Annotated in this window: 22 protein-coding genes and 2 pseudogenes; 14 read left to right on the top strand and 10 right to left on the bottom strand. The window is 70.9% G+C overall.

Annotated elements, in window-relative coordinates; all coding sequences use genetic code 11:
• Positions 1-3 precede the first annotated feature (3 nt).
• On the top strand, positions 4-591 hold the full coding sequence (locus IQ210_RS37260) for a lysophospholipid acyltransferase family protein (protein WP_228049226.1): 588 nt from the start codon (positions 4-6) through the stop codon (positions 589-591).
• An 80-nt stretch (positions 592-671) separates the two neighbouring features.
• Positions 672-2,153, top strand: coding sequence for a ribosome biogenesis GTPase Der (der, locus tag IQ210_RS37265; protein ID WP_194083660.1), 1,482 nt, complete (start codon positions 672-674; stop codon positions 2,151-2,153).
• A 62-nt stretch (positions 2,154-2,215) separates the two neighbouring features.
• Here the strand turns inward: der and IQ210_RS37270 are convergent, their stop codons facing one another.
• Positions 2,216-2,608 (bottom strand): hypothetical protein, encoded by a 393-nt coding sequence (locus IQ210_RS37270; protein ID WP_194083661.1) that lies wholly within the window; start codon positions 2,606-2,608, stop codon positions 2,216-2,218.
• A 65-nt stretch (positions 2,609-2,673) separates the two neighbouring features.
• Entirely contained in the window at positions 2,674-3,456 is a 783-nt protein-coding gene (locus tag IQ210_RS37275; protein WP_194083662.1) for a hypothetical protein, read from the bottom strand.
• A 419-nt stretch (positions 3,457-3,875) separates the two neighbouring features.
• On the opposite strand from IQ210_RS37275, the gene IQ210_RS37280 reads away from it, so the two are divergent.
• Together IQ210_RS37280 and IQ210_RS37285 are read left to right on the top strand one after the other, a co-directional pair.
• Positions 3,876-4,502, top strand: a complete 627-nt coding sequence (locus IQ210_RS37280; RefSeq protein WP_194083663.1) for a LysM peptidoglycan-binding domain-containing protein — start codon at positions 3,876-3,878, stop codon at positions 4,500-4,502.
• 119 nt (positions 4,503-4,621) lie between these two features.
• A complete protein-coding gene (locus tag IQ210_RS37285) occupies positions 4,622-5,254 on the top strand; it encodes a LysM peptidoglycan-binding domain-containing protein (protein ID WP_194083664.1) in 633 nt (210 codons plus the stop codon).
• Here the strand turns inward: IQ210_RS37285 and IQ210_RS37290 are convergent.
• From IQ210_RS37290 to IQ210_RS37300, 3 genes are read right to left on the bottom strand one after another with little or no spacing between them, the layout of a single operon-like run.
• The gene (locus IQ210_RS37290; RefSeq protein ID WP_194083665.1) at positions 5,154-5,879 is read right to left on the bottom strand and encodes an ATP-binding cassette domain-containing protein; all 726 of its coding nucleotides are present in this window, start codon (positions 5,877-5,879) and stop codon (positions 5,154-5,156) included. The genes IQ210_RS37285 and IQ210_RS37290 overlap by 101 nt on opposite strands.
• A complete protein-coding gene (locus tag IQ210_RS37295; RefSeq protein ID WP_194083666.1) occupies positions 5,876-8,617 on the bottom strand; it encodes an ABC transporter permease subunit in 2,742 nt (913 codons plus the stop codon). The genes IQ210_RS37290 and IQ210_RS37295 overlap by 4 nt, the downstream gene beginning before the upstream one ends.
• 13 nt (positions 8,618-8,630) lie before the next feature.
• Complete coding sequence (locus tag IQ210_RS37300) at positions 8,631-9,098, bottom strand: hypothetical protein (protein WP_194083667.1); 468 nt, start codon at positions 9,096-9,098, stop codon at positions 8,631-8,633.
• Positions 9,099-9,221: 123 nt separating this feature from the next.
• Between IQ210_RS37300 and IQ210_RS37305 the strand changes: the two genes are divergently transcribed.
• From IQ210_RS37305 to IQ210_RS37320, 4 genes and pseudogenes are all read left to right on the top strand, one after another.
• Positions 9,222-9,773, top strand: coding sequence for a hypothetical protein (locus tag IQ210_RS37305; protein ID WP_194083668.1), 552 nt, complete (start codon positions 9,222-9,224; stop codon positions 9,771-9,773).
• Positions 9,742-11,043, top strand: coding sequence for an ABC transporter substrate-binding protein (locus IQ210_RS37310; protein WP_194083669.1), 1,302 nt, complete (start codon positions 9,742-9,744; stop codon positions 11,041-11,043). The genes IQ210_RS37305 and IQ210_RS37310 overlap by 32 nt, the downstream gene beginning before the upstream one ends.
• A 111-nt stretch (positions 11,044-11,154) precedes the next feature.
• Positions 11,155-11,499: pseudogene (locus IQ210_RS37315) on the top strand (hypothetical protein); the annotation flags it as partial.
• 60 nt (positions 11,500-11,559) lie between these two features.
• Positions 11,560-12,600 carry a helix-turn-helix transcriptional regulator gene (locus IQ210_RS37320; protein WP_194083671.1) on the top strand — a complete coding sequence of 347 codons (1,041 nt, stop codon included), beginning with the start codon at positions 11,560-11,562 and terminating at the stop codon, positions 12,598-12,600.
• Here IQ210_RS37320 and ctaD read toward each other — a convergent pair.
• A pseudogene (gene ctaD, locus IQ210_RS37325) lies at positions 12,599-14,170 on the bottom strand (aa3-type cytochrome oxidase subunit I); the annotation flags it as partial. The gene IQ210_RS37320 and the pseudogene ctaD overlap by 2 nt on opposite strands.
• A 394-nt stretch (positions 14,171-14,564) precedes the next feature.
• Between ctaD and IQ210_RS37330 the strand changes: the two are divergent.
• Positions 14,565-14,780 (top strand): I78 family peptidase inhibitor, encoded by a 216-nt coding sequence (locus IQ210_RS37330; protein WP_194083672.1) that lies wholly within the window; start codon positions 14,565-14,567, stop codon positions 14,778-14,780.
• A gap of 103 nt (positions 14,781-14,883) precedes the next feature.
• Here IQ210_RS37330 and IQ210_RS37335 read toward each other — a convergent pair whose 3' ends face one another.
• Complete coding sequence (locus tag IQ210_RS37335; protein ID WP_194083673.1) at positions 14,884-15,879, bottom strand: phosphatase PAP2 family protein; 996 nt, start codon at positions 15,877-15,879, stop codon at positions 14,884-14,886.
• 238 nt (positions 15,880-16,117) lie between these two features.
• Entirely contained in the window at positions 16,118-17,371 is a 1,254-nt protein-coding gene (locus IQ210_RS37340) for a mannosyltransferase family protein (RefSeq protein ID WP_194083674.1), read from the bottom strand.
• A 260-nt stretch (positions 17,372-17,631) separates the two neighbouring features.
• Here IQ210_RS37340 and IQ210_RS37345 point away from each other — a divergent pair, with 260 nt between their 5' ends.
• Together IQ210_RS37345 and IQ210_RS37350 are read left to right on the top strand one after the other, a co-directional pair.
• Positions 17,632-19,227 carry an MFS transporter gene (locus IQ210_RS37345; RefSeq protein ID WP_194083675.1) on the top strand — a complete coding sequence of 532 codons (1,596 nt, stop codon included), beginning with the start codon at positions 17,632-17,634 and terminating at the stop codon, positions 19,225-19,227.
• Positions 19,228-19,402: 175 nt separating this feature from the next.
• The gene (locus IQ210_RS37350; RefSeq protein WP_194083676.1) at positions 19,403-20,593 is read left to right on the top strand and encodes an acyl-CoA dehydrogenase family protein; all 1,191 of its coding nucleotides are present in this window, start codon (positions 19,403-19,405) and stop codon (positions 20,591-20,593) included.
• Positions 20,594-20,629: 36 nt separating this feature from the next.
• Here the strand turns inward: IQ210_RS37350 and IQ210_RS37355 are convergent, their stop codons facing one another.
• Positions 20,630-21,070, bottom strand: coding sequence for a cell division protein SepF (locus IQ210_RS37355; RefSeq protein ID WP_079312542.1), 441 nt, complete (start codon positions 21,068-21,070; stop codon positions 20,630-20,632).
• A gap of 299 nt (positions 21,071-21,369) precedes the next feature.
• Between IQ210_RS37355 and IQ210_RS37360 the strand changes: the two genes are divergently transcribed.
• Entirely contained in the window at positions 21,370-22,545 is a 1,176-nt protein-coding gene (locus IQ210_RS37360; protein WP_194083677.1) for a DUF5685 family protein, read from the top strand.
• 15 nt (positions 22,546-22,560) lie between these two features.
• On the opposite strand, the gene IQ210_RS37365 is transcribed toward IQ210_RS37360, so the two are convergent.
• Entirely contained in the window at positions 22,561-23,505 is a 945-nt protein-coding gene (locus tag IQ210_RS37365) for an ABC transporter substrate-binding protein (protein WP_194083678.1), read from the bottom strand.
• Between the two features lie 378 nt (positions 23,506-23,883).
• Here IQ210_RS37365 and IQ210_RS37370 point away from each other — a divergent pair, with 378 nt between their 5' ends.
• Both IQ210_RS37370 and IQ210_RS37375 read left to right on the top strand, forming a co-directional pair.
• Positions 23,884-24,741 carry an amino acid ABC transporter permease gene (locus IQ210_RS37370; RefSeq protein ID WP_194083679.1) on the top strand — a complete coding sequence of 286 codons (858 nt, stop codon included), beginning with the start codon at positions 23,884-23,886 and terminating at the stop codon, positions 24,739-24,741.
• Positions 24,738-26,513, top strand: coding sequence for an FAD/NAD(P)-binding protein (locus tag IQ210_RS37375; RefSeq protein ID WP_194083680.1), 1,776 nt, complete (start codon positions 24,738-24,740; stop codon positions 26,511-26,513). The genes IQ210_RS37370 and IQ210_RS37375 overlap by 4 nt, the downstream gene beginning before the upstream one ends.
• Positions 26,514-26,528 lie beyond the last annotated feature (15 nt).

A 26,528-nucleotide genomic window follows, 5' to 3' on the forward strand; every position in this document is an offset into this window, starting at 1 on the left:
CTGATGTACGGGCTGTGGAAGCCGCGGGTGCTGGGTGCCTGGAAGGTGCCCGCGTCCGGGCCGGTGATCTTCGCCGTCAACCACTCCCACAACATCGACGGCCCGATGGTCATGGGCGTCGCGCCCCGGCCGACGCACTTCCTGATCAAGAAGGAAGCGTTCATCGGCCCGCTCGACCCGTTCCTGCTCGGCATCGGCCAGGTCAAGGTCGACCGCTCGGGCACTGACCGCACGGCCATCACCCAGGCCCTGGACGTGCTGTCCGCCGGGGGAGTCCTCGGCATCTTCCCGGAGGGCACCCGAGGCGAGGGCGACTTCGCCGCGCTGCGCGCCGGGCTCGCGTACTTCGCGGTCCGCAGCGGCGCCCCGATCGTCCCGGTCGCCGTACTGGGAAGTTCCGACAAGCGCGGACGGTTGATAAAGGGGCTGCCTCCGTTGCGCAGCCGTGTCGACGTGGTCTTCGGTGACCCGTTCGAGGCGGGCGACGGCTCCGGGCGGCGCACCCGCAAGGCCCTCGACGAGGCCACCGAGCGCATCCAGAAGCAGCTCACCGCGCACCTGGAAAACGCCAGGCGGTCAACCGGCCGCTAGGCGACACTGAGTAGTGGATCAAACCGACAGAATCCGGTTGGTCCACCGATCACCACGATGAACGACGAGGTACGGACTTCATGAACGACCACATCGACTCCGAGGGCTCTTTCACAGAGCACGACCACGGAGCGCTTGGCGACGCCGAGTACGCGGAGTTCATGGAGCTCGCCGCGGAAGAGGGCTTCGATCTCGAGGACGTCGAGGGCGCGATCGAGGAGGCCGGTCACGGACCGCTGCCCGTCCTCGCCGTCGTCGGCCGGCCGAACGTCGGCAAGTCGACCCTGGTGAACCGCATCATCGGCCGCCGTGAGGCCGTCGTCGAGGACAAGCCCGGCGTCACCCGCGACCGGGTCACCTACGAGGCCGAGTGGGCAGGCCGCCGCTTCAAGGTCGTCGACACCGGCGGCTGGGAGCAGGACGTCCTCGGCATCGACGCCTCCGTCGCCGCCCAGGCCGAGTACGCGATCGAGGCGTCCGACGCCGTCGTCTTCGTCGTCGACGCCAAGGTGGGCGCGACCGACACCGACGAGGCGGTCGTACGACTGCTGCGCAAGGCCGGCAAGCCGGTGGTGCTCGCCGCCAACAAGGTCGACGGCCAGAGCGGCGAGTCCGACGCGGCCTACCTGTGGTCCCTCGGCCTCGGCGAGCCGCACCCCATCTCCGCGCTGCACGGCCGCGGCACCGGCGACATGCTGGACGCCGTCCTGGAGGCCCTGCCGGAGGCCCCCGCGCAGACCTTCGGCGGCGCCGGGATCGGCGGCCCGCGCCGCATCGCCCTGATCGGCCGCCCGAACGTCGGCAAGTCCTCGCTCCTCAACAAGGTGGCGAACGAGGAGCGCGTCGTCGTCAACGAACTCGCGGGCACCACCCGCGACCCGGTCGACGAGCTGATCGAACTCGGCGGCGTCACCTGGAAGTTCGTCGACACCGCCGGCATCCGCAAGCGCGTCCACCTCCAGCAGGGCGCCGACTACTACGCCTCGCTGCGCACCGCCGCCGCCGTCGAGAAGGCCGAGGTGGCGGTCATCCTGATCGACGCCTCCGAGAACATCTCCGTCCAGGACCAGCGCATCGTCACCATGGCGGTCGACGCGGGCCGCGCGATCGTCCTCGCCTACAACAAGTGGGACACCCTCGACGAGGAGCGCCGCTACTACCTGGAGCGGGAGATCGAGACCGAGCTCGGCCAGGTGGCGTGGGCGCCCCGGGTCAACGTCTCGGCGCGCACCGGCCGGCACATGGAGAAGCTGGTCCCGGCGATCGAGACGGCCCTGGCGGGCTGGGAGACGCGTGTCCCGACCGGTCGGCTGAACGCCTTCCTCGGTGAGCTGGTCGCCGCCCACCCGCACCCGATCCGCGGCGGCAAGCAGCCCCGCATCCTCTTCGGCACCCAGGCCGGCACCAAGCCGCCGCGGTTCGTGCTCTTCGCCTCCGGCTTCATCGAGGCCGGCTACCGCCGCTTCGTCGAGCGCCGCTTGCGCGAGGAGTTCGGCTTCGAGGGCACCCCGATCCACATCTCGGTGCGGGTGCGCGAGAAGCGCGGAGCCAAGAAGAAGTAGCCGTACGACATGCTGAAGGGCGGCCCCCGTGGAGAGGGGGGCCGCCCTTCGTGCTCGCTTCCTCAGAAGCCCCGGCGCTGACCCGGCGGCAGTGCCGGTACGTGCTGCACCATCGTGCCGTGCTGCCCGACCTGGCCGACGCGCTGCCACTGCGACTGCTGCCCGACCCGGGCGCTGTGCGCCCCCGCGCTGTAGGCGCTGTACGAGCTGCTGAACGACCCCGGCCGGTGCCCGCCGTACGACTCCGAGCTCTGCGGGAGGTTCCCGAAGGCGGTGAAGTCCAGCTCGTCCTCGCCGCTGCGGTCACCCGGCAGCGTACGGAAGGACTTGACGTACTCGGCGTAGAGCGCGTCGTAGATCGGCGTGGCCGATGGGCCGCCCAGCGGGTCCGGGGCCGACCGCGACGACGGGATCGACTGGAAGGACGGGCGGCGGGGAACCTCGTATGCGTGCACGTATGTCCAAACGACCGCGGTGTTCAGGAGATGCGGTCGCGTTCAGGCGCACAGGGGCGTCGGGCTCAGGTCCCCGCGAGCGGGAGGGCCGAGGCGACCAACTTGCCGTTGGCCGCGGCCTTGTCGATCGCGCCGCGCAGCAGGTCCTCGCGCGGCTGACGGCCGATCGAGCCCACCGGCGCCGCGAACATCAGCACCTGCTGGTGCTTGTTGGCGGCGGCCCGCCAGCCCTCGGTGACCTGAAGCGGCTGGTGCGCCTGCCACCAGGCCACCGGCTGGCCGCCGTTGGCCGACGGCTGGAGCACCGCGTGCAGCTGGCCCATGGCGAGCAGCACCGACCAGCCGTGCAACACCGGGGGCACCTCGGACAGTTCGGTGACCGGCATGAAGCCCTGCTCGATGAGGAGCGGCAGGAAGTCGTCGCCCGCGCCGGTGGCGCCCGGGCGCACGATGGGGCCCGTCGGCTCGACCACGAGCGCCGGGTGCAACTCCCCGGCGATCAGCACCAGTCCACTGGTCACGCCGAGCACCGCCTGCTCGGGGGCGACCTTGTCGGGCTCCAGGTCGACGGTGTCGCCGGTGATGGACCGCACCGCTCCCTGGAGCTGCTCCTCGGTGACCTGGACGACCTGCGAGGGCAGGCAGGTGGCGTGGGCGAAGGCGAGGACCGCGGTCTCGTCGCCGATGAACAGGACGGTGCTGGTGCGCTCCGCTTCGGAGTCGCCCGGGGTGCGGCAGGACGTGCAGTCGTAACTGCCGGGGGCGTTGTCTCCGGCGAGCAGCCGGTCGGCTTCTTCGTCGCCGATCTCGGCGCGAACTTCGTCGCTGACGTCGAGCAAGCGCGGCACGGGTGACTCCCTCAGGAAGCGGTGCCCGGGTGGGTCCCGGGCTCATGAAGAAGACAACGGGTGATCTGTGGCGGGAGTCACGCTCCAGAGCGAACGGAATCGAACCATCCGGCGCAACGGGTCACCGTCGGCGCGGAATCGGGCACTCAGTGTCAAGTCCTTGGAAATCCAAGGAAGTTGGTTCGGTGAAGTGGGTCACAGATCATCGGGCCCACTGGTCGACAAATCAGGAAATCGGCGAATGAAGTGGGTGGCCGAAAAAAGTCGCTACCTTCGGTAACGGCGAACTGGCCTGGAATGACAAGGAGTTGGTTGATACCGGGCGGCCGCCCTCTCTACATTCCTCCGCCGTGTGCAACGAGCACCGCTCGGGTTCGTCCGCGCCATGGGGGACCCCGGGTCCTGTGAGAGGGAACTTCATGTCTGAATGTGCCCATACCACGCACGACAACGCTCGTAAGACTCCGGTTCGTACGACGGCGGTTCTCGCCGGGGCGGCCCTGCTCGCCCCGCTCGGACTGCTCGCCGCGACCGGCAACGCCGCAGCGGCGGACGACGGAGTGTGGGACCGCATCGCCCGGTGCGAGAGCGGCGGCAACTGGCACATCAACACCGGCAACGGCTACTACGGCGGGCTCCAGTTCTCCGCCGGCACTTGGCGCGCGTACGGCGGCACCGCCTACGCGGCGACGGCCGACCGGGCCACCAAGGCCCAGCAGATCGCGATCGCCACCAAGGTCCAGCGCGCCCAGGGTTGGGGCGCCTGGCCGACCTGTTCCGCCCGGGCCGGGGCGCAGGGCAGCGCACCCTCGGTCTCCTCCGGTTCCTCCGGTACCTCGTCCAAGCCGTCGAAGACGCCGGCCCGTTCCCAGAGCCACACCAACCGCGGCGCGTCCCGCGGCGACCACACCGTCCGCGCGGGCGAAACGCTGAGCACGATCGCCGCCCGCCACGGGACCACCTGGCAGCGCATCTATGCCGCCAACAAGGCCGTCATCGGCGGTGATCCCGACCTGATCGTGCCCGGGCAGCGACTCGAACTCTGAGCTGCTCCCCCCTCCCGGGCACGGGGCCCCATCCGGACGGTCCGCCGACCGGGTGGGGCCCCTGATCGCGCCGGTCGCGTATCCGCGGCCGTACGGGACGGGCTGCCTAGCGTGGGCCGATGTACCGCACACCGCTCCGCCTGCTCCTCGCCGCCTGCCTGCTCGCCGGTGCCGCCGTCCCGGCCCTCGCGTATGCGGCCCCGCCGCCCCCGGCCCCCGGCCCGTCCCCGACGACCGTGCCGTACGACTGCGCCCGCGACGGCTGGCCCTGGAGCTGCGTCGCCGAGTGCGAGAGCAGCGGCCGCTGGCACGCCGACACCGGCAACGGCTTCTACGGCGGACTCCAGTTCTGGCAGCCCACCTGGGAGGAGTTCGGCGGACTGACGTACGCCCCGCGCGCGGACCTCGCCACGCGGGCGCAGCAGATCGCCGTCGCCCAGGAGGTGCTGGCCGTGCAGGGCTGGGAGGCCTGGCCGGTCTGTTCGCGCCGGTACGGGCTCCAGGGCCGCATGCACACCGTGAAGCCCGGCGACACCCTCTCGGCGCTCGCCCGCACGTACGGCGTCAAGGGCGGCTGGAGGGCGCTGTACCGGGCCAACAAGGGCATGATCGGACGGTATCCGGGTCGGCTGAACCCGGGAACGTTGCTGGTCATTCCGAAGGGTTCGGGTGGGGCGAAGGGGGCGGGCCGGGCTGTGGCCGTGTTCGGGGCGCCGCTCGAATCGGCTCCCGTTCGGCCGCCTCTCCGCTGAACACGACCGCGCCGCGACGCAGTTCGTACACGAGGACGGGTGTGTGGGCTGATGTCCGGTCGCGCAGGGCCGGTGGCAGGCGTTGTTCCGCTACGACCACGCAGGCGTCGAGACCGGCCAGCAGGGCGTACGTGCGGGCGGCGACCGTGGGGGACATGCCCTGGGTGGGCTCGTCGACGAGGAGTACGCGCGCGTGGGCCAGCAGGGCGCGGGCGAGGGCGAGCATGCGCTGCTCGCCGCCGGAAAGGGTGCCGGCGCGGCGGGGGAGGAGGGCCTCCAGTTGGGGGTACGCCTTGAAGGCTGGGGAGTAGGCGGGCGCGGCCAGTTCGAGGTTCTCGCGGACGGTGAGGGAGCCGAACACCGCCTGGCGTTCGGGGACCAGGTGGAGGCCTCGGCGGGCGCGTTCGTGGGCGGGGACGCGGGTGATGTCGGTGCCGTCCCAGACGACGGCGCCGGCCGACAGGGGGACGGTGCCGGCGAGGGCGCGCAGGGCGGTGGTACGGCCGGAGCCGTTGCGGCCGAGGAGGACGGTGAGGCCGGGGGTGGGCGCGGCAAGGGTGACGCCGTGGAGGGCCTCCAAGGGGCCGTAGCGCACGCGCGCGTGGCGTAGGGCGAGGGTGGTCATGCGGAGGGCTCCTGGGCGGCGAGGGCGTCCAGGACGTGTTCCGGTGGGCCGGAGGCGATGATGCGGCCTGCGGCCATGACGTGGACGACGTCCGCGAGGTCGGCCACGAGGTCGAGGTCGTGCTCGACGACGAGCAGAGCGGTGCCGTCGGCGGCGAGGGCCTTCAGGACGCGGGCCAGTGCGGTCACTTCGGCGGTGTCGAGGCCGGCGGCGGGTTCGTCGAGGAGGAGGACGCGGGGGTTGCCGGCGAGGGCTCTGGCGAGTTCCACGCGGCGGAGGGTGCCGGTGGGGAGGCCTGCGGCGGGGAGGGTGCTGAGGGGGCCGTCGAGGGCGAGGAGTCTGAGGGCGTGGCGGGTGGCGGTGGCCGGGTCGGGGGTGTGGGTCTGTTCGGCGCCTACGCGGACGTTCTCGGTGACGGTGAGGGTGGGGAAGACGGCGAGTTGTTGGAAGGTGCGGGTGATGCCGAGGCGGGTGCGGGCGTGGGCGGGGAGGTGGGTGATGTCCCTGCCGGCGTAGCGGACCTGGCCGTGGGTGGGGTGGTGGGTGCCGGCGAGGCAGTTGAAGAGGGTGGTCTTGCCGGCGCCGTTGGGGCCGATGACGGCGGTGATGCGGCCGGGGTGGACGGTGAGGTCGACTCCGTCGAGGGCGGTGAAGGTGTCGTAGCGGGCTGTGAGGTCGTGGGTGGTGAGCACGCGGCCTGCGGCCGCGTGGTGTTTCCCACCCACACCACCCGTGCGGGTTTCGTGGCCGGGTGCGGGTGGCCCTTGTGGGGGTTGAGCGTCGTTGGCGGGTGCGGGACTGTTGTGGCTCTTGCCTGTGTTGCTCGTGCGGGCTTCTTGGTCAGGTGCGGCAGCGCGGCGATCAGTTGAAGCCGTTCGTTGTTGCGTCGTCCTGACCCGTCTCCGTGCCTTCACACCCACCGGCGTCAGCCGCACCCCTCCCCGCAACCGCAGCCTCCCCACCCCCGCCCGCAACGCCTCGTACGGCCCCCCGGGGAACCGGCCCACCAACACCGCCAGCACCCCGATCAACGCCGCCGCCACCCCGCCCCTCGCCCCCGCGTCCAGGCCGACCAACAACGCCGCCGCGGTCAACGCGCCGAGCGTGCTGTCGGCGCCCAGGACCGTGACCGCGGCGAACCAGAGGAGGCCGCGGACCGGGTCGAAGGCGCCGGGGTCGAAGGCGCGTACGCCCATGCCGAGCATGCCGCCGCCCAGGGCCGCCAGCGCCGCGCCCGCGACGAACGCCAGGAGCTTCAGGGACGGGACCTGGACGCCCGCCGCCGACGCTCCCGCCTCGTGGTCCCGCATCGCCGCCAGCGCTCGGCCCGTACGGCCCGTGCGGAGCAGGCGGGTTGCCCACAGGGCTGCCGCCAGCAGTGCCAACTCAAGGACGTAGTAGGCGCGGTCTCCCTCGAAGCCTGCCGGGCGGCCCAGTGTCAGGCCCGCCGTGGCGTACGGCTGGGCGAAGACGAAGCGGCTCACCCCCACGCCCACCGCGAACGTCGCCAGCGCCAGGGCCAGGCCGCGGCGGGTGATCGCCGGCCAGCCGGTGAGGAGGCCCAGCGGGGCCACCAGGAGGACCGCCAGGGCCAGCGCCGGGAGTTCGGGGAGCTGCGGCAGCCCGGGGAAGCGGCCCGCCGACAGCAGCGCCGTGAACAGGGCGCCCAGGCCCGCGTACGCCGCCTGGCCGAGTGAGATCTGGCCGCCCCTGCCCGTGACCACCACCAGCGACAGCAGCACCACCCCCAGCGCCGGCACCTGCACCGACGTATGCAGGTCCGAGCCCGCGAAGCCCAGGGGGAGGAGGAACAGCACCACGGCCACGATCCACACGCCCGGCGGCGTCGGCACGCGCGCGGTCGCCGTGCGGGGCAGGGCGTCCCGGGTGCCGATGCGGGGGAGGGCCAGGGCCGCGAGCAGCAGGGCCACTACGAAGAGGTTCGCGCCCACCGCTTGGAGCAGGGGCTCACCCCAGCCGGTCGGGTGCAGACGCGTCAGTTGGCTCTGGCCCACTCCGATGGCCAGGGCCACCACGACCGCCACCGGCAGGCTGCGCATGCGGGCCGCCACCGCGACGGCCACCACCTCCATGACCAGCAGCGGCAGGCCGTACGGGTCCAGGCGTACGTACGGCGCCAGCAGCACGCCCGTCAGGCCCGCCGTGAACGAACCGAACGCCCAGCCCGCCGCCGCCACCCGGTCCGCGTCGATACCGCCCAGCACGGCCAGCCGGCGGTCGTCCACCACCGCACGCAGCTCCCGGCCGAAGCGCGTCCAGCGGATCACCGCGCCCACACCCGCCGCCAGCACCACCACGACCGTCAACTGGCCCCACGGGTCCGACGACACCAGCTCCGGCGCGTCGTCCCGCGCGCCCTGGCCCCACAGCAGCGCCGCCCCGCCCACCAGCAGCACGAACACCCCGATGGAGGCGACCAGCGTCTGCGCGGGATCGCCGCCGAGGACGGACAAGGGCCGGAAGACCCAGCGTTCCAGGACCACTCCCAGGGCCGGGGCCAGCAGCAACAGCGTCACCGCCGCCCCCGCCCACAGCGGCCAGCCCCACTCCACCACGCACTGCCGCAGCACGTACGCGCACACCATGGCGATCGCCCCGTGCGCGAAGTTGAGGACGCCCGTCGCGCGGTACGTCACGATCAGGCCGATCCCGGTCAGCGCGGCGGCGCTGCCCACCGAGAGGCCGGCGAGCGTGAGGTCGTAGGTGAGGGACGACATCGGCCGCGGGGCTTCAGTCGGTCTCTTCGGCGGGCTCGCAGATGGGGCAGGCGCCCAGCTCGCCGCTCGCCACCAGCTTCGCGTCCACCGGCACGGCCTCCACCTTCCCGGCCACCAGAGGGCAGTCCGCGCGATGCCACAGCGTGCCGCCCGGCACCATCAGCAGATCCCCGCTGATCGCGAGGGGAGTCGTCGCCGGCTCCGGGGGACTCTCCGGCTCGGCGGCCACCAGGAGGCCGTACAGCTCCTCCACGCGCGCGGCGGCGATCGTGTCCCGGCCGCGCGCCAGCAGCACCGCGCCCGCGACGATCAGCGCGGCGCCGGGCACCGTGCAGGAGGCCAGATAGGGCAGCTGGCGTTCGGCGAACCGCTCGCCCGAGACGCCGTACCAGCCGAGGACGCACAGCACCGCGCCCGCGGCGAGCGCGGCCCAGCCGGCCCACTGGACGGGGTGCACGGTCCGCAGTCGCGCTGTCCGCATCTCTGGCTCCCACATGTCGCGTGCCTGTCCATGCCAGCCAATCTTTTGCACTATGCCTTCTGGAAGCTGACCCTGAAAGCACCGGGCGCACATGGCCCGGACCGACACCCGGTGGTGAGCCAGATGGTTCTCGGGAGCGACCGCAAGTGGGGGAACGGCAGCCGAGGGCTGGTGGCGGTGGTGTTCGTCCTCGCCGCGTCCCTCACGGCGTGCAGCGACGACAGCGGGGGCGGCAGCGACAGCCCGCCGCCCAGCCCGACTCCGGAGACGACGACGAGCGCGCCCGCCAGTCCCTCCGCGAGCGGGCCGGCTGACAAGGCGGCGGCCGAGAAGGAGGTCAAGGAGAACTGGCGGAAGTTCTTCGACCCCAAGACGTCCACCAAGGACAAGCAGGCCGTCCTGGAGAACGGCGACAAGATGGGCCCCGTCCTCGCGGCCTTCAGCGGCGACGACCGCGGCGGACAGGTCGAGGCGCAGGTCACCAAGGTGGAGTTCACCTCGCCGACCGAGGCGACCGTGACGTACACGCTGCTCCTGAACGGCGCCACCGCCCTGCCGGACGCCTCCGGGAAGGCGGTCGAGCAGGACGGCACTTGGAAGGTGTCCGTCACGACGCTGTGCGCGCTGGTCCAGCTGAGCGGGAATGCGACGGCGTCGGCCCTGCCGGGCTGCTGAGGCCGCGGCCGCGGCGCTGCTGCTCGCCCTGACGGCGGCGTGCGGCAGCAGGCTCCCGGAGAGCGACTTCGAGCACCGCGGCGACCGGAGCACGCCGGCCCAGGAGGCGACCCCGATCCGCGTGGGCATCGTCAGCAGCGCCACCAGCCCGGTCGGCGGCGACACCTTCACCGGCCCCCGCGACGGCGCCAAGGCCTACTTCGAGCGTCTCAACGCGCGCGGGGGCATCGACGGGCGCCCCGTCGAGGTGCGGGAGTGCGACGACGGCGGCAGCGGCGTCGGCAACAACACCTGCGTCCACCGGCTGATCGACGAGGACAAGGTCGTCGCCCTCGTCGCCACCACGTCCCTCGACTACGCGGGCGCCTCCCGCGTCTCCCACGCGCGCGTGCCCGACATCGGCGGCCAACCCATAGGGAACGCCTACGACACCTGGCCGCACCTCTACGGCATCTACGGCAGCCTCGCGCCCCGCGACGGCACCACCGGCTGGGACGGACAGCAGTACGGCGGCACCGAGGTCTACCGGTACTTCAAACGCGAGCAGGGGGCCCGTACCGCCGCCGTCGTCTCGTACAACCAGGCCGCCTCCGCCGCCTACGCCCGGCTCGTCGTCCAGGGGCTGAAGGCCGAGGGGTACGACGTGGTCAACGAGCAGGTCGACTTCGCGCTGCCCAACTTCCGTGCCGTCGCGGCCGACCTGAAGGACCGGGGCGTCGACCTCGTGTTCGACGCCGTCGACACGCACGGCAACGCCCAGCTGTGCAAGGCGATGGACGACGCCGGCGTCCAGGTCACCGCCAAGGTCACCAACGTGCAGAACTGGACATCCACCGTCGCCGACGACTACAAGGACTCCCCGCGCTGCCGCAACGCCCTGTGGGCCACCGGCTCCAGCCGGAACTACGAGGACACCGGCCAGGCGGCCGTACGGGAGTTCCGGGACGCCACCGAGGGGCTGAAGACGCACTCCCAGTGGCAGCTGGAGGGCTGGGCGGCGGCGATGTGGTTCACGGACGCGGCCAAGGCGTGCGCGAAGGCGGGGAGCGGCGTCACGCGCGCGTGCGTCGACGGGTTCATGAACCGCAGCGAGGACTACACCGCCGACGGACTGCTGCTCCCGGTCCGCTTCGAACGGCTGGCCGAGCCGCCCAAGACCCGCCGGACCTGCCTCTCCGTCGCCCGCTGGCAGGACGGGAAGGGGTGGGTCTCCCAGGGGGACATGAACGACACCTGCTTCGACGTGCCGCAGCTTGCCTATCGGCAGTAAGGCCACCGAAAGCCACGGCAGTAAGCCCGCAAAAGCCTCGGCAGCAAGGCAACCAAAAGGCAAAATCGTGGGTCTCACCAGACAGCACAGCCGAGGAAGGATCCGTACCGCATGACAACGTTGGCCCGGCCGACGGCGCCCCTGCGCGCCGACTGCATTGCCGACACCGCGGGCGGGCTGACCTTCGACGTCACCGTGGACGGGAGGGGCGGCACCGCCCACCTCGTGCTGCGCCGACGCGACGGGCACGAGGAGGTGTTCCTGCCGCTGACCCCGGCGGCGGACGGCAGACTGCGCGCCGCCCTGCCGAGCAGCGTCGGCCTCCCGGAGGGCTGCTGGGACGCCTACGCGCGCGTGGACGGCGGCGAGCGGCGGCTGATGCCCGGCGTCATGGACCTCACGGCCGCCGACGGCCGGGTGCCGTACGAGACACGGCACGGCAACCTCAGTCTTCGCTGCGGTCAGTGAAGGCATCGCGGACAGCAGCTGTCCGCGATCGCTGGCAGACTCGGCCCCATGTTGGAGACCTCGGCACGACTCCTGCGCCTGCTCTCGCTCCTCCAGGCCCACCGCGAATGGTCCGGCGCCGATCTCGCCGACCGCCTCGGCGTCACCCCGCGCACCGTGCGCCGGGACGTCGACCGGCTGCGCGAGCTGGGCTACCCCGTCAACGCCAGCCCCGGCACCGGCGGCGGCTACCAGCTGGGCGCGGGCGCCGAGCTGCCGCCGCTGCTGCTGGACGACGACGAGGCCGTCGCCGTCGCCGTCGGCCTGCGCACGGCCGCCGGGCAGGGCATCGAGGGCATCGGCGAGACGTCCGTCCGTGCCCTCGCCAAGCTGGAGCAGGTCCTGCCGAACCGGCTGCGCCGCCGGGTGGGCGCCCTCAACGCCTTCACCGTGCCGATGCTGCGGGGCCCCCAGCCGTCCGGCGTCGACCCGGCCGTGCTGACCGAGCTCGCCAACCTCTGCCGGGACGCCGAGCGGCTGCGCTTCGAGTACAGCGACCACGGCGGCACCCCCACCCGCCGTACCGTCGAGCCGCACCGCCTGGTGTGCACCGAGCGCCGCTGGTACCTGGTCGCCTGGGACCTCGACCGCGACGACTGGCGGACCTTCCGCGTCGACCGCATCACGCCCAAGCCACCGCACGGTCCCCGCTTCGCCGCGCGCACGCCACCCGCCGAGGACCTCGCCGCGTACGTCTCCCGAGGTGTCTCCACGCGCGCGTACGCGGCCCATGCCGTCATCCGCCTGCTGGTGCCGATCGAGGAGGCCGCCGAGCGGATCTCACCGAGCGCGGGACAGCTGGAGGCGGACGGACCGGACGCCTGCGTCCTGCGCACCGGGGCCGCGAGCCTCGACGTGATGGTCATTCACGTGATGATGACCGGCTTCGAGTTCGAGGTGCTGGAGCCCGCCGAGCTGACGGAGGCGATCAGGACGGCTCACGGCCGGCTTGCTCGCTCTCTGGCTCGGGCTGCGGAGCGAACGCCGCGTACTCGGGATGGTGCAGATCGAACGCCGGGGACTCGGAGCGGATCCGCGGCAGCGTCGTGAAGTTGTGCCGCGGGGGCGGGCAGGACGTCGCCCACTCCAGCGAACGGCCGTAGCCCCAAGGGTCGTCGGTGTCGACCTTCTCGCCGTACTTGGCGGTCTTCCACACGTTGTAGAGGAACGGCAGCGTCGAGATGCCGAGCAGGAACGCGCCGATCGTCGAGATCGTGTTGAGGGCGGTGAACCCGTCGGCGGCGAGATAGTCGGCGTACCGGCGCGGCATGCCCTCCGCGCCCAGCCAGTGCTGCACCAGGAACGTGGTGTGGAAGCCGACGAACAGCGTCCAGAACTGGATCTTCCCGAGCCGCTCGTCGAGCATCTTGCCGGTGAACTTGGGCCACCAGAAGTAGAAGCCGCCGAAGATCGCGAAGACGACCGTGCCGAACACGACGTAGTGGAAGTGCGCGACGACGAAGTACGAGTCGGAGACGTGGAAGTCCAGCGGTGGTGACGCCAGGATCACCCCGGTCAGACCGCCGAACAGGAACGTCACCAGGAAGCCGCACGCCCACAGCATCGGCGTCTCGAAGGACAGCGAGCCCTTCAGCATGGTGCCGATCCAGTTGAAGAACTTCACGCCCGTCGGCACGGCGATGAGGAACGTCATGAACGAGAAGAACGGCAGCAGCACAGCGCCCGTGACGAACATGTGGTGCGCCCACACCACGATCGACAGCCCGGTGATCGCCATCGTGGCGCCGACCAGCGTCAGATAGCCGAACAGCGGCTTGCGGCTGAAGACCGGCAGGATCTCGGTGATGATCCCGAAGAACGGCAACGCGATGATGTAGACCTCGGGATGCCCGAAGAACCAGAACAGGTGCTGCCACAGCAGCGCCCCGCCGTTGGCCGACGCGAACACCTGCGAGCCGAAGCGGCGATCCGCCTCCAGCACCAGCAGCGCCGCCGCCAGCACCGGGAACGCCATCAGGATCAGGATCGACGTGAACAGCGTGTTCCAGGTGAAGATCGGCATCCGGAACATCGTCATGCCGGGCGCGCGCATCCCGATGATCGTGGTGATGAAGTTGACCGCGCCGAGGATCGTGCCGAACCCGGCCAGCGCGAGCCCCATGATCCACAGGTCGGGGCCGACGCCCGGCGAGCGTTCCATGCTGTTGAGCGGCGCGTACGCGAACCAGCCGAAGGCCGCCGGCCCGGACGGCACCAGCAGCGAGCCCATCACGATGAGCCCGCCGAACAGGAAGAACCAGTACGACAGCATGTTCAGCCGCGGGAACGCCACGTCCGGCGCGCCGATCTGCAAGGGCATCAGCTCGTTGGCGAAGCCCGCGAAGCTCGGCGTCGCGAACAGCAGCAGCATGATCGTGCCGTGCATCGTGAACAGCTGGTTGAACTGCTCGTTGTCGAGGAGCTGCAACCCCGGCCGGGCCAGCTCGGCGCGCATCAGCAGCGCCATGACGCCGCCGGCCAGGAAGAACACGAACGACGTGATCAGGTAGAGATGACCGATCTTCTTGTGGTCGGTGGTGGTCAGCCAGTCGACGACGACCCGGCCGTGGTTCCTGCTCCGCACGGGTCGCACCGTCGTCTGCACGGTCTCGGTACCCATCGCTGGATCGCCCCTTCGCTTGTCGCGCCTCGGGTCACGTCATGATGCTCGCGTCGCCGCGCACAGCGACAGAGGGCGTACGGGGGTTGTGTGGTGGACCCGTGTTTTTCCTATGCGGTGTCAGACCCACCGGCCGCGCCCGGAATCGCAAGGAAAAGGCTCCGGCGACACATCTCCTGGCACTTTCCGGCCGGTTATTCGAGGAGCGTCCGCGACACGCGGGAATTACGTTCGATTACGCGCGGAAGGCCTAGGGAACCGCTCGTACGTGTGACGCGCAGGTGGGGAAACGGCTGTCGGGATCTTGTGACAGAAGCGTGACCGGAGAAGGACCGGTGACCGACAGTGCTCTGATCCCTGGCCCGGGCGCGCGCGGAGGGCCTAGCGTGGCCGTATGGCACCGATACCGAAACCGCCCGCCGAACCCCACGACAACCCGGACGCCTATGTGGGTCTGGAGCAGGACCGCGCCGAGCGGCTCGCGCGCGAGAAGGGCTGGTCGACGGTCCGCTCGCTGCCGCCCGGAGCGATCATCACGATGGAGTACCGGAGCGGTCGCCTGAACTTCGAGGTGAAGGACGGGCGCGTGGCGCGCTCCTGGAAGGGCTGAGACATCCCGGCGGTCATACGACGACGGCCCCCACTCGGTGAGGAGTGGGGGCCGTCGCTGCGGGGTGGGTGTGTGCGTACCGTCCCCGCTGTCCGCCGGTGGCCTATCCGCCTGTCAGGGGGCGGGCCGCCGAGGCTGTGCCGCGTGCGACGCGGTCGGGATGGGGCGGCCGGCGCGGGCCGACCGGGGTGACCGGGGTGCGCTCCGAGCGGGCCGTGTGCGGGCCCGGCGCCAGATAGGCGGGCGCCCGGGTGGAGCGGGCCGCGGGCTCGCTCTGCGGCGCGGTGCGCGGCTTGAGCGGGACCGGGACCTCGACCGGCTTGACGGCCGTGGGGACTGCGCGGCGGGCCCGCCAGCGGTCGCGCAGGTCGAAGAGGGCGGTCTCGGTGCGGGTGATGAGGGGCTCGCACCAGGGCAGGGCCAGCAGGACCAGCAGACCCGCGGTCCAGCCGAGCATGACGTCGCTCAGCCAGTGCGTACCGAGGTAGACGGTGGCGAGGCCGACGCCGAGCGAGGTCACCGCGGAGACGGCGGACAGCCATCTGCGGGCTCTCGGAGTGGAGGCCAGATAGGCCAGGATTCCCCAGGTCACCACGGCGTTCGCGGTGTGGCCGCTGGGAAATATATCGCCGCCCAGACCCATCTCGTTCGAGCCGATGGTGGTCGCGTAGTGCGGTCCGAGGCGGCCCATGCCGAGCTTGGCGGCGCCCACCGTGATGTTCAGCAGGAGCAGCGAGGCACCGAGGGTGAGCAGCGGGCGCAGGGTGTGCTGCCGCCAGGAGCGCCAGCCCAGCCAGGCCGCGACCATCACCGCGGTCGGGCCGCGCTGGCCGAGCACCACGTAGTAGTCCACGAACCAGTGGATCTCCGACCACTGCTGGTACGGCCGGAAGAACATGACCTGCCAGTCCAGCCGGACCAGCCACGACGTGTCCACCACGAGCCACACGATCGCCAGGTAGAACAGCAGGGTTCCGGCGAGCAGCGCGACCCGGTGCCGGGACATCCGCGGCACGTCGAGATGAGCCGGTCGTTCCGGCTCACGGTCCAGTCTGGCGAACACCCGGTCCAGACGGGTGAGGTTTCGTTCGGTACGCACCCAATCGACGTTACAGCGAGTGAGCTCTGTTCCCGGTCGAATCCACGGCTTTGTGATGACGATGTGATGTGGGATTCCTCTCAGGAGGAGGTTTATTTCCGAGGAATCCACTATCGGGTCCCGCCCGCCCCTTCAATTCCTTTGATCATTCCGGGTTCCGGTTTATTGCCGCTTATGAATTCGTTCACCGAATCATGGCGCGGAATTCTCCCGGCGCTCATCGGGCACCGGGAGTCGATCATGGCGGACCCGAGCCGTTCAGCCAGAACGCCCCGTACACCGCCGACGCCACGGCCACACCGGCGACCACCAGGGCCGACCTGGACGTCCGCAGCCGGGCCAGCGCCAGGGCGAGGGGCAGCAGCAGCGGGAAGGCGGGCAGCAGAAGGCGCGGTTTCGAGCCGAAGTAACTCGACGCGCACAGCGCGAGGGCGGTGACGACACCGGCGTACACCAGGAGCGGCAGCGGTTGGCCCTGCCGCACGCAGACGACGTACAGCCACACCACCAGCCCGACCCCGACGATCAGACCGATGCCGGCGAGGGCCGACGGGAACGACGTGAACTTGTCGGCGACGAAGCGGGCGAAGGCGTAGCCCCCGTCGAAGCCGTTGCGCCAGCCCGCCTGGACGTCGAGATAGCCGAGAGGGCCCTTGCCGGTGTGGTGGCCGACCCACAGGACGTATCCCGCGGCGCCGAGGGGGGCGAGGAGCATGCCGAGGGCGCGGCGCCAGGCCGGTGCGCCCCCTCCTGTCGAGTCGGCGGTGGGGGAGGGGGCGTGTTCCGTGCCGTGGGCGCCCTGTGCGGAGGCCGCGCTTCGGTCCCGCACGAACGAGGGAGCGCGGGCGGCGGCCCGGTCCCGCAGGAAGGCGGCGATGCCCGTCGCCCACACCGCCGCGACCACCGCCAGGCCCACCGGCCGGGTCAGGCCCGCCAGCGCCGCGAGGGTGCCCGCCGTCAGCCAGCGGCCGGTCAGGACGGCGTACAGGGACCAGGCGGCGAGCGAGGTGAACAGCGACTCGCTGTACGCCATCGACTGCACGATCCCGACCGGCAGCACCGCCCAGACCAGCACGGCACAGATCCCGGCCCGGCGCCCGTACACATGGTCCGCGACCGCGAAGATCCCCCAGGCCGCGGCGAGCGAGGCGAGCAGGCTGACGGCGAAGCCGGCGTCGGCGTACGACAGCGGTGTCACTGCCGCGACGCCCCGCTCCAGCCACGGGAGGAGCGGGAAGAAGGCGAGGTTCGAGTGCACGTCGCCGTTGGGGAGGCGGACCTCGTAGCCGTATCCCAGCTCGGCGACCCTCGTGTACCAGAGGGCGTCCCAGCGGGCCGTCAGCAGCGTGTACGCGCTCTTGTCGCGCGCCGCGCTCCACAGGGCCAGCGTGAGCAGGCCCAGGGCGCGGACGGCCGCGTACCCGAGGAGGGCCGGGGCCGCGCGGCGCAAGGCGTTTCCGGGTGGCGCCACGCGCGTCTCAAGATCGGTCACGGGCCCGATTATCGACCGCCCGGTGAACCGCGAGCGCCGCAGGGGCGTGTTCGCAGGGGAGGGGGAGTGGCGTACGCCACACGTGTTCTCCGCGGAGTGTGAGAGGTCCACCACTTGGCCGAGACGTGAACTCGCGTACGCTGACGTGTCACTCGCCTTCGTTGCGCGGGCCGGAGATCACCGCTCCTCCGGCCGAGATCACGGGGAGTCCCCACCCCGTGTGCCCGCCGAACGCGAGGGAACATCTGGGAGGTACGTACATGTCCGGGACGACCACGGCCGCCGCAGCGCTGCGCCGTCGGGCGGCCGGGGCCGGTGCCAACCGCTGGGTCGTCCTCGTCGTCCTCTGCGTGAGCCTGCTCCTGGTCGCGGTCGACGCGACCGTGCTCCATGTGGCGGTCCCCGCCGTCACCGAGGACCTCAAGCCCGGCGCGATAGAGCTGCTCTGGATCGTCGACGTCTACCCCCTCGTCTGCGCCTCGCTGCTGATCCTCTTCGGCACGCTCGGCGACAAGGTCGGCCGCAGACGCGTCCTCCTGCTCGGGTACGCCCTCTTCGGCGTCGCCTCCGGTCTGGCCGCCCTTGCCGACAACGCGCAGGTGCTGATCTTCGCGCGGGCGCTGCTCGGCGTCGGCGGCGCGATGATCATGCCCGCGACGCTGTCGATCCTCCGCCAGGTCTTCCCCGACCGGCGCGAGCGGGCGCTGGCGATCGGCATCTGGAGCGCGGTGGCCGCGGTCGGCGCGGCGGTCGGCCCGCTGCTCGGGGGCTTCCTGCTGGAGCACTTCTGGTGGGGCTCGGTCTTCCTGGTCAACATCCCGCTCATGCTGGTCAGCCTGCCCGTCGGGCGGCTGCTGCTGCCCGAGTCGAAGGGCAGCGGGCAGGGGCCCTGGGACGTGGTCGGTGCGCTGATGGCCGCGGCCGGACTGTTCGGGGTCGTGCTGGGCGTGAAGCGGCTCGGCGGCGGCGAGATCGACGGGATCACCGCGGTGCCGCTGGTGGTGGGCGTCGTGCTGCTGGTTCTTTTCGTACGACGACAAAGGCGCCGTACGCATCCGCTGGTGGACCTGCGGATGTTCGCGCGGCCCGCGTTCTCCACCTCTGTGTGCTGCATCGTGCTGGCGATGCTGGCGCTGGTGGGCCTTGAGCTGATCGCGGCGCAGTATCTCCAGCTGGTGCTGGGGCTTTCGCCGCTGGAGACGGGGCTGCGGCTGCTGCCGTTGACCGTTGCGGCGATGGCGTCGGGGCTTGCCGGGGCGCGGATGCTGCGGCGGTTCGGGCCGCGGCGGATGGTGTGCTTCGGGTTCTGTCTGACGGCCGTCTCGGTGCTGACGCTGCTCGCGATGGGCGGCGAGGACAACGCGCCGCTGCTGTTGTTCGGGTTCGTGCTGCTGGGCTTCGGCCTGGAGACGACGCTGTTCGGGGCGTACGAGTCGATGCTGAGTGAGGCTCCGCCGGAGCAGGCGGGTGGGGCGGCGGCGATCGGGGAGACGTCGTACCAGCTGGGCGCGGGTATTGGTATCGCGCTGCTCGGCAGTGTGATGAACGCTGCGTATACGCCTGGACTGTCGTCCGTGCAGGGGGTGCCGGCGTCGGCTTCGGCTGCGGCGGGGCATTCGCTGGGCGAGGCGTACGAGGTTGCCGGGCGGTTGGGTGGGTCCGCCGGTGAGACCCTGCGTCAAACGGCTCGGGACTGTTTTGTGCACGGGCTGCATGTGACGTTGCTGGTGAGTGCGGGGTTGTTGCTGCTGGGGGCGGTGATGGCGTTGCGGTTGCCGCGGATCATGCAGTGCGAGGCGGTGGCGGTCGAGGTGCCTGCGCCTCGGGACGTCATGGAGTCCCGCGTCTCCGCGTAGCTCTCCCACCCGCGCACCGCCCGTGACTGTCGGCTGGAGGGTGGGCGTTTCCTGTGGGGGTGGTTCGCCGTTGGCGGCTGCGGGTGCTTCTACTGGACGGGCGTCACACCGCCCCGTAACGTCTGGGCCCAGTTCTGATTAGCGGTGCTAGTTTTCTGTGTCGGAGGGTGTTCTCATGTCCGCGTCCTCGAAGTTGCCTCCGTTCGACCCCGCCGATCCGCTCGGTATCGACGATCTGCTGGAGCCTGAGGATCTCGCCGTCCGGGACACCGTGCGGGCCTGGGCTGCGGATCGGGTGTTGCCGTATGTCGCCGAGTGGTACGAGAGCGGGGAACTGCCCGGGATTCAGGAGCTTGCCCGGGAACTCGGCGGGATCGGGGCGCTCGGGATGTCGCTGGAGGGGTACGGGTGTGCCGGGGCCAGCGCGGTGCAGTACGGGCTCGCCTGTCTGGAACTCGAGGCCGCCGACTCCGGGATTCGCTCCCTCGTCTCCGTGCAGGGCTCCCTCGCCATGTACGCCATTCATCGGTTCGGGAGCGAGGAGCAGAAGCAGGCCTGGCTGCCGCGCATGGCCGCCGGTGAGGTCATCGGCTGCTTCGGGCTGACCGAGCCCGACCACGGGTCCGACCCCGCGTCCATGCGGACGTACGCGAAGCGCGACGGCACCGACTGGGTGCTCAACGGGCGGAAGATGTGGATCACCAACGGCTCGGTTGCGGGCGTCGCCGTGGTGTGGGCGCAGACCGAGGAAGGGGTGCGCGGGTTCGTCGTGCCGACCGACTCGGCCGGGTTCTCCGCGCCCGAGATCAAGCACAAGTGGTCGCTGCGGGCGTCCGTCACCAGTGAGCTTGTTCTCGACGACGTACGGCTGCCCTCGGACGCCGTGCTGCCGGAGGTCGTCGGGCTCAAGGGGCCGCTGAGCTGTCTGTCGCACGCCCGGTACGGGATCGTGTGGGGCTCGATGGGGGCCGCGCGGAGTTGTCTGGAGGCCGCCGTCGAGTACGCGAAGACGCGGGAGCAGTTCGGGCGGCCCATCGGCGGGTTCCAGCTGACCCAGGCCAAGCTCGCCGACATGGCGGTCGAACTGCACAAGGGGATTCTGCTCGCCCATCATCTGGGGCGGCGCATGGACGCCGGCCGCCTGCGTCCCGAGCAGGTCAGCTTCGGCAAGCTCAACAACGTGCGTGAGGCCATCGAGATCTGCCGGACCTCGCGGACCATCCTCGGTGCCAACGGGATCTCCCTCGAATACCCCGTCATGCGGCACGCGACGAATCTGGAGTCGGTGCTGACGTACGAGGGGACCGTCGAGATGCACCAACTGGTACTGGGCAAGGCGCTCACCGGGCTGGATGCCTTCCGGTGAACCCTGCGCGGGGCAGGGCCGGTGAGCGGCCCTGCCTCAGCTCTGGTTGAAGAAACCGTCCGTGCGGTGCGCGGCCGGGTCGCCGTTCACGATCTCCGTGTTGGCGGGGGTCAGCAGGAACACGCGGGTCGAGACACGCTCGATCGAACCGCGCAGTCCGAAGATCAGGCCGGCCGCGAAGTCGACGACCCGCTTGGCGTCGGCCGGCTCCATCGCCGTCAGGTTCATGATGACGGGAACCCCGTCCCGGAAGAGCTCGCCGATGGCGCGCGCGTCCCGGAAGCTGTCCGGGGTGACCGTCCCGATCCGACGGCCCTTCTCCTCGGCCACGTCCGAGGCCACCTTGACCCGGGGGTCGGTGACCCAGGCATCCCCGGCCTCGGTCCCCTCGGAGTATCCGTCGTCGTCGTAGTAACGCTCGTCATCGTTGTCGTCAACGAGGCCCAGCCAGGCACTCGCCTTGCGCACCGATCCCATGGACGCCTCCTCTCACAGCGGTCTGTTTTGCTTTCCGCATCCCTATGGTCATCCATGATGCGGACGTCGCGCCAAGTGGATAGACGCCGCGCGGGGGGTTTGTGACGGTACTGGTGCACAGCGAATCCGTACAGAGCCCGGGTGCCCCAAGGGTCGTTTCCCATACGGCTGCTGACTGTGAGTGAAATATGATTCTTCGCGGCGTATGGGTGAGGGACGGGGCGTACGGGTGAACGACGCGGTCGGCGCGATCGATACGATGCCGCCGCTGAACGTCGTACGCACCACGGGGGATCGCCATGTTCGGAATCGTCAGACCCTGCCGTCATCGGCTCGGTGAGCATCTCAAGACCCAGTGGATGGCGCATTTGTGCGGGCTGTGTCTCGCGCTGCGCAAGGACCACGGGCAGTTCGCGCGGATCGTCACCAACTATGACGGGCTTCTCATATCGGTTCTGACGGAGGCTCAGGCCGTTCCGGGCGGTGGGGGGAGGCGTACGGCGGGGCCCTGTCCCCTGCGTGGAATGCGTACCGCGTCCGTCGCCAACGGTGAGGGGGCGCGGCTCTCCGCCGCCGTCTCGCTGGTGCTCGCCTCGGCCAAGGTCCGGGACCATGTCGCCGACGGGGACGGGCTGCTGGCCCGCAAGCCGGTCGCGCTCGCGGCGCGCCGGGTGGCGTCGAGCTGGGGTGCGGCGGGGGCCCGTAGCGGGTCGGCGGTAGGGTTCGACACCGCCGTGCTCGTCGACGCCGTCGACCGGCAGCTCGGCATCGAGACGCTCGCCGGACCCGGGACGCCGATCCTGACCGTCACCGAACCGACCGAGACCGCGACCGCCGCCGCCTTCGCGCACACGGCCGTTCTGGCCGGACGGCCCGGCAACGCCGCACCGCTCGCCGAGGCGGGACGGCTCTTCGGGCGGCTCGCGCATCTGCTGGACGCCGTGGAGGACAGGGAAACTGACGCCGCGTCGGGCGCCTGGAACCCACTGACGGCCACGGGGACCTCGCTGACGGAGGCGCGGCGGCTCGCCGACGACGCCGTGCACGGGATTCGGCTGGCGCTGCGGGAGGTCGAGTTCGCGGACGCCAAGTTGGCGCATGTGCTGCTCGTGCATGAGCTGCGGGGCTCTGTCGATCGGGCGTTCGGTTCGTCGTCGTGCGGGCACGGGGGCGGTACGGCGGTCATGTCGTCGCCCTACGCGCCGCCCGGTCCCGGCGGTCCTGGGTTCCCGCCCCCGGAGCCGCCCCGCCGGGACCGGCGTGGGCTGCTCGCGGGGTGTGCGGTGTGGATGGGGCTCGCCTGCACGTGCCAGATGTGCTGCGGGGAGTTCGAGGACCCCTGGAGCCGGCAGCGCCGCGAAGGGCTGTGCAATCAGTGCGACGGGTGCGGTGACTGCGGTGATTGCTGCAGCTGCTGCGATTGCTGCGGGAACTGCTGCGACGGTTGCGACTGCGGGTGTGACTGCGGCTGCTGAACCGTCCTTGAGTCCTCAGTCCTTGAGCTCCGGCGGTGAGATCTCCGACTTGGTGATCGCCGAGCCCGAGGTACCCCACTTCTTCAGGATCTCGGCGTACGTCCCGTCCGCGATCAGCTTGTTGACCGCCGCCTGGAACGCCGGTGTCAGCTTCGTGTCCTTCTTGAAGGCGAAGCCGACGTCCAGGCGGTGGTACTCGTTGAGGAACTTGACGCCGCTCTGGTGGGCCACGGCGTAGCGCAGGCCGTTGATGGTGGACATCACCACATCGCTTCGGCCCTGCTGGAGCGAGGACCAGATGGCGCCCTGCTCGTTGTAGGTCTGCACCTTGTACGCCTTGTCGCCCGCGTCCGTGCACAGGTGCTTGTTCTCCTCCAGCGTGGCCTCGAAGGTGGTGCCCGCGCTGGTGGCGATGTTGAGGCCGCACAGCTGCTTGAGGTCGGTGACCTTGGTGAGCTCGCTGTCCTTGCGGGTGGCGAAGCCCTGGCCGTCGTTGATGTAGGTGACGAAGTCGATCGTCTTGCGGCGCTCGTCGGTGACGCCGAAGTTGCCGACGCCGAGGTCGTACTTGCCGCTGTCGAGGGCCGGGAGGATCGCCTCGAAGCTGGCCTGCTGGGTGTCGAGTTTGATGCCGAGCACCTTGGCGACGGCGTTCGCGAAGTCGATGTCCTGGCCGGCGAGGGTCTTGCCGTCGTCCAGGATCGACGTGCCCGGCGGCTGGCCGGAGACGCTGACCGCGAGGGTCAGGCTCGTGGTGCCGGACGGCAGCAGCTTCGCCGCCGCGTCGTCCTTCTTGATGGCGGAGACGACGTCCGTCGTGGGGATCTCGTCCGACTTCGCCGCGGCGTTCACGGCGTCGTCGTCGGTGCCGGAGCCGCAGGCGGTGAGGAGCAGCGTCGCCGCGGAGATCGCGATAAAAGGGGTGATAAGTCTGTTTCGGGCGCGCGAAGGCGTACGCATGGCGGGACTGTCTCCTGTGAGCGAGGAAGCGCTGAGTGAGGGGAGGGCGCGTGTGAAGGCGAGGAAGGAGAAGAGAAGAGGGTGGAGCAGGTGAATGCGCAAAAGGCGCCCCGGACGTCGGGGCGCGCAGGGGGTCAGCTCAACAGGAAGAGGACCACACGCGACCGAGGTCGATGTGGGAGCGCTTGACCAGCCACTGCTGTGGATGCATGGGCCAAGTGGAACAGGCATCCGGTTGTCCGTCAACTGACTTGAGACGTACGGCTCACAGTGTGGACAGCCTTGACAGTGAGGGGAAACCGCCCCGTAGTCTCGAAAGGCGGCCCTGCTGAGGGGCTCGGCCGTATGTGAAGGCGCCCGTCCACACGGAGCTTTCGCATGTCCTCCGACACCCTCGCCAAAGCCCCCGCCGCCCCGGACATACCCGAGGGCGCGGATTCCCTGCGGATCGTCCCGCAACGCCGCCTCGGCCAGTGGATCGCCGCCGTCGCCGTACTGGTGCTGCTCGGCCTCGCCGCCAACTCGGTCCTGCGCAACGACGCGTTCCAGTGGGACGTCGTCGCCGACTACTTCACCTCGCGGTCCGTGCTCCGCGGACTGTGGCTCACCCTCTGGCTGACCGCCGTCGTGATGGTGCTCGGCTTCGCCCTCGGCACCCTGCTCGCCGCCGCCCGGCTGTCCGCCAACCCCGTGCTGAGAGCGGTCAGTTGGGGGTACGTCTGGCTGTTCCGGTCGATCCCGATCCTGGTGCAGCTGCTCCTCTGGTTCAACATCGGGGCGCTGTACCCGCAGATCCTCGGCGTGAAGACCGTCGATCTGCTCGGACCGGTCACCGTCGCCGTCATCGGGCTCACCCTGCACGAGGCCGCGTACGCCGCTGAGGTGGTGCGTGGCGGCATCCTCTCCGTCGACCGGGGACAGGTCGAGGCCGCGCAGGCGCTCGGGCTGAGCAGGTGGCGGCGCTGGTGGCGGATCGTGCTCCCGCAGGCGATGCGCTCCATCGTGCCGCCCGCCGGGAACATGCTGATCGGCACCCTCAAGGGCACCTCCATCGTCAGCGTCATCGCCGTACAGGACCTGCTCTACTCGGTGCAGCTCGTCTACCACCGCACCTACGAGGTCATCCCGCTGCTGATGGTGGCCACCGTCTGGTACACGGTCGTGACCTCGGTGCTCAGCGTCGGCCAGTACTACGTGGAGCGGTACTACGCGCGCGGCTCGGAGGCGGCGCGATGAGCCGGGGGACGCTGGTGATCGTCGGGGCCGGGCCGCGGGGGACCGGTCTGATCGAGCGGATCGCCGCCAACGCGCCTGAGCTGTACGCCGGTTCGGGCCTGTCCCGTGAAGGCTTCGACATCCATCTGGTGGACCCCTATCCGCCGGGTGCCGGGCGCATCTGGCGGGAGGCGCAGTCGCCGCTGCTGTGGATGAACTCGCACGCCGAGGACGTCACCATGTTCACCGACGAGACGGTGACCATGGAGGGACCCGTGCGCCCCGGACCCACCCTGCACGAGTGGGCCGGCATCGACGGCTCCGTCTTCGCCGACCGGCAGCTCCAGGGCGCCTATCTGCGGTGGGTGCACGAGCGGGCGGTGGCGGACCTGCCGGACAGCATCCGGGTCCACCATCACCCACGCCGCGCCCTGCGGATCAGCGGTCCGCGCGAGGGACGTCAGCAGGTGTGGCTGGAGGGCCGCCCGCGCCCGCTGCTCGCCGACCTGGTGGTGCTCTCCCTCGGCCATCTCGATGCCGAACTCGACGCCGAACAGGGTGACTTGGCGGCCTACGCCGAGAGGCATGGGCTCGTCCATCTCCCGCCCGACTTCACCGCCGACAGCGACCTGTCCGCGCTCGCGCCCGGCGAGCCGGTCCTCGTACGCGGCTTCGGGCTGGCCTTCGTCGACCTGATGGTGCTCCTCACCGAGGGGCGCGGCGGGCGGTACGAGGGGGACACCTATGTGCCCTCGGGGCGGGAGCCGGTGCTGTACGTCGGCTCGCGGCGCGGAGTGCCGTACCACTCGAAGATCGGGTACGAGTGGACCGGCGAACGCCCGCCGCTGCCCCGGTTCTTCGGGCCCGCCGAGGTGGATCAACTGCTCGCGCGCCCCGGCGGGTTCGACTTCCGGCGGGACGTGTGGCCGCTGGTGGAGAAGGAGTTGGGGTTCGCCCACTACCACCGGCTGTTCGACGTCCACCCCGAGCGGACCTCCGGCGCCTGGGCCGACTTCGAGGAGAAGTACGCGGCGGCCGAGGGCGAGGCGGAGCTCGGGGCGCTGGTGGCGTCCGCCGTGCCCGACCCCGCCGACCGGCTGGACCTGACGGCGCTCGACCGGCCGCTGGAGGGGGTGCGCTACGGGTCGTACGAGGAGTTCCAGGAAGGGCTTCGGGGGTATGTGGAGCGGGATCTGAGCAGGCGTCACGATCCCTCGTACAGCCCGGACCTGGCGGTCTTCCTCGGACTGCTCTCCGTCTACGGGCAGTTGATCCGGCTCGGGGGCGTCCCGCCCTGGTGGCACGGGTTCTTCAGCTATCTGGCCTCCGGGCCGCCCGGACCCCGGCTGCGGCAGCTGCTGGCGCTGTCGCGGGCCGGTGTCCTGAAGTTCGTCGGCGCCGACATGAGCGTCACCGCCGAGGGCGGGGTGTTCCGGGCGACGAGCGCGACCGTGCCGGGAGCCTTCGTCGAGGCGCGGGCGCTGGTCGAGGCGCGGCTGCCCGAACCCACCGTCGGACGGGCCCGGGACACGCTGCTGCGGGAACTGCACGCCGACGGGGCCGCCGAGACGCCCGACGGGCTGCTCCGGGTCGACCCCGCCGACGGGCGGATCCTCGACCGGAACGGCCGGCCGCACCCCCGGCGGTTCGCGCTCGGCCCCTACACCGACGGCCGTACCCCCGGCGCCTTCACCCGGCCCCGCACCGGCGGGCCCGCCTTCCGGCAGAACGACGCGACCGCGCGGGCGGCGCTGCTGTTCCTGGGCGCACTGACCGGACGGGCGGCGGCATGAGCACCCGGGCCCGCT

It is taken from the genome of Streptomyces justiciae (assembly GCF_015163075.1).
GTDB classification, from domain to species: Bacteria; Actinomycetota; Actinomycetes; order Streptomycetales; family Streptomycetaceae; genus Streptomyces; species Streptomyces justiciae.

Coding starts and splice junctions, on each gene's coding strand:
- IQ210_RS37260 (WP_228049226.1), top strand. CDS start 4: ATGTACGGGCTGTGGAAGCCGCGGGTGCTGGGTGCCTGGAAGGTGCCC.
- der (WP_194083660.1), top strand. CDS start 672: ATGAACGACCACATCGACTCCGAGGGCTCTTTCACAGAGCACGACCAC.
- IQ210_RS37280 (WP_194083663.1), top strand. CDS start 3,876: ATGTCTGAATGTGCCCATACCACGCACGACAACGCTCGTAAGACTCCG.
- IQ210_RS37285 (WP_194083664.1), top strand. CDS start 4,622: ATGTACCGCACACCGCTCCGCCTGCTCCTCGCCGCCTGCCTGCTCGCC.
- IQ210_RS37290 (WP_194083665.1), bottom strand. CDS start 5,879: ATGACCACCCTCGCCCTACGCCACGCGCGCGTGCGCTACGGCCCCTTG.
- IQ210_RS37295 (WP_194083666.1), bottom strand. CDS start 8,617: ATGTCGTCCCTCACCTACGACCTCACGCTCGCCGGCCTCTCGGTGGGC.
- IQ210_RS37300 (WP_194083667.1), bottom strand. CDS start 9,098: ATGCGGACAGCGCGACTGCGGACCGTGCACCCCGTCCAGTGGGCCGGC.
- IQ210_RS37305 (WP_194083668.1), top strand. CDS start 9,222: ATGGTTCTCGGGAGCGACCGCAAGTGGGGGAACGGCAGCCGAGGGCTG.
- IQ210_RS37310 (WP_194083669.1), top strand. CDS start 9,742: ATGCGACGGCGTCGGCCCTGCCGGGCTGCTGAGGCCGCGGCCGCGGCG.
- IQ210_RS37320 (WP_194083671.1), top strand. CDS start 11,560: ATGTTGGAGACCTCGGCACGACTCCTGCGCCTGCTCTCGCTCCTCCAG.
- IQ210_RS37330 (WP_194083672.1), top strand. CDS start 14,565: ATGGCACCGATACCGAAACCGCCCGCCGAACCCCACGACAACCCGGAC.
- IQ210_RS37345 (WP_194083675.1), top strand. CDS start 17,632: ATGTCCGGGACGACCACGGCCGCCGCAGCGCTGCGCCGTCGGGCGGCC.
- IQ210_RS37350 (WP_194083676.1), top strand. CDS start 19,403: ATGTCCGCGTCCTCGAAGTTGCCTCCGTTCGACCCCGCCGATCCGCTC.
- IQ210_RS37355 (WP_079312542.1), bottom strand. CDS start 21,070: ATGGGATCGGTGCGCAAGGCGAGTGCCTGGCTGGGCCTCGTTGACGAC.
- IQ210_RS37360 (WP_194083677.1), top strand. CDS start 21,370: ATGTTCGGAATCGTCAGACCCTGCCGTCATCGGCTCGGTGAGCATCTC.
- IQ210_RS37365 (WP_194083678.1), bottom strand. CDS start 23,505: ATGCGTACGCCTTCGCGCGCCCGAAACAGACTTATCACCCCTTTTATC.
- IQ210_RS37370 (WP_194083679.1), top strand. CDS start 23,884: ATGTCCTCCGACACCCTCGCCAAAGCCCCCGCCGCCCCGGACATACCC.
- IQ210_RS37375 (WP_194083680.1), top strand. CDS start 24,738: ATGAGCCGGGGGACGCTGGTGATCGTCGGGGCCGGGCCGCGGGGGACC.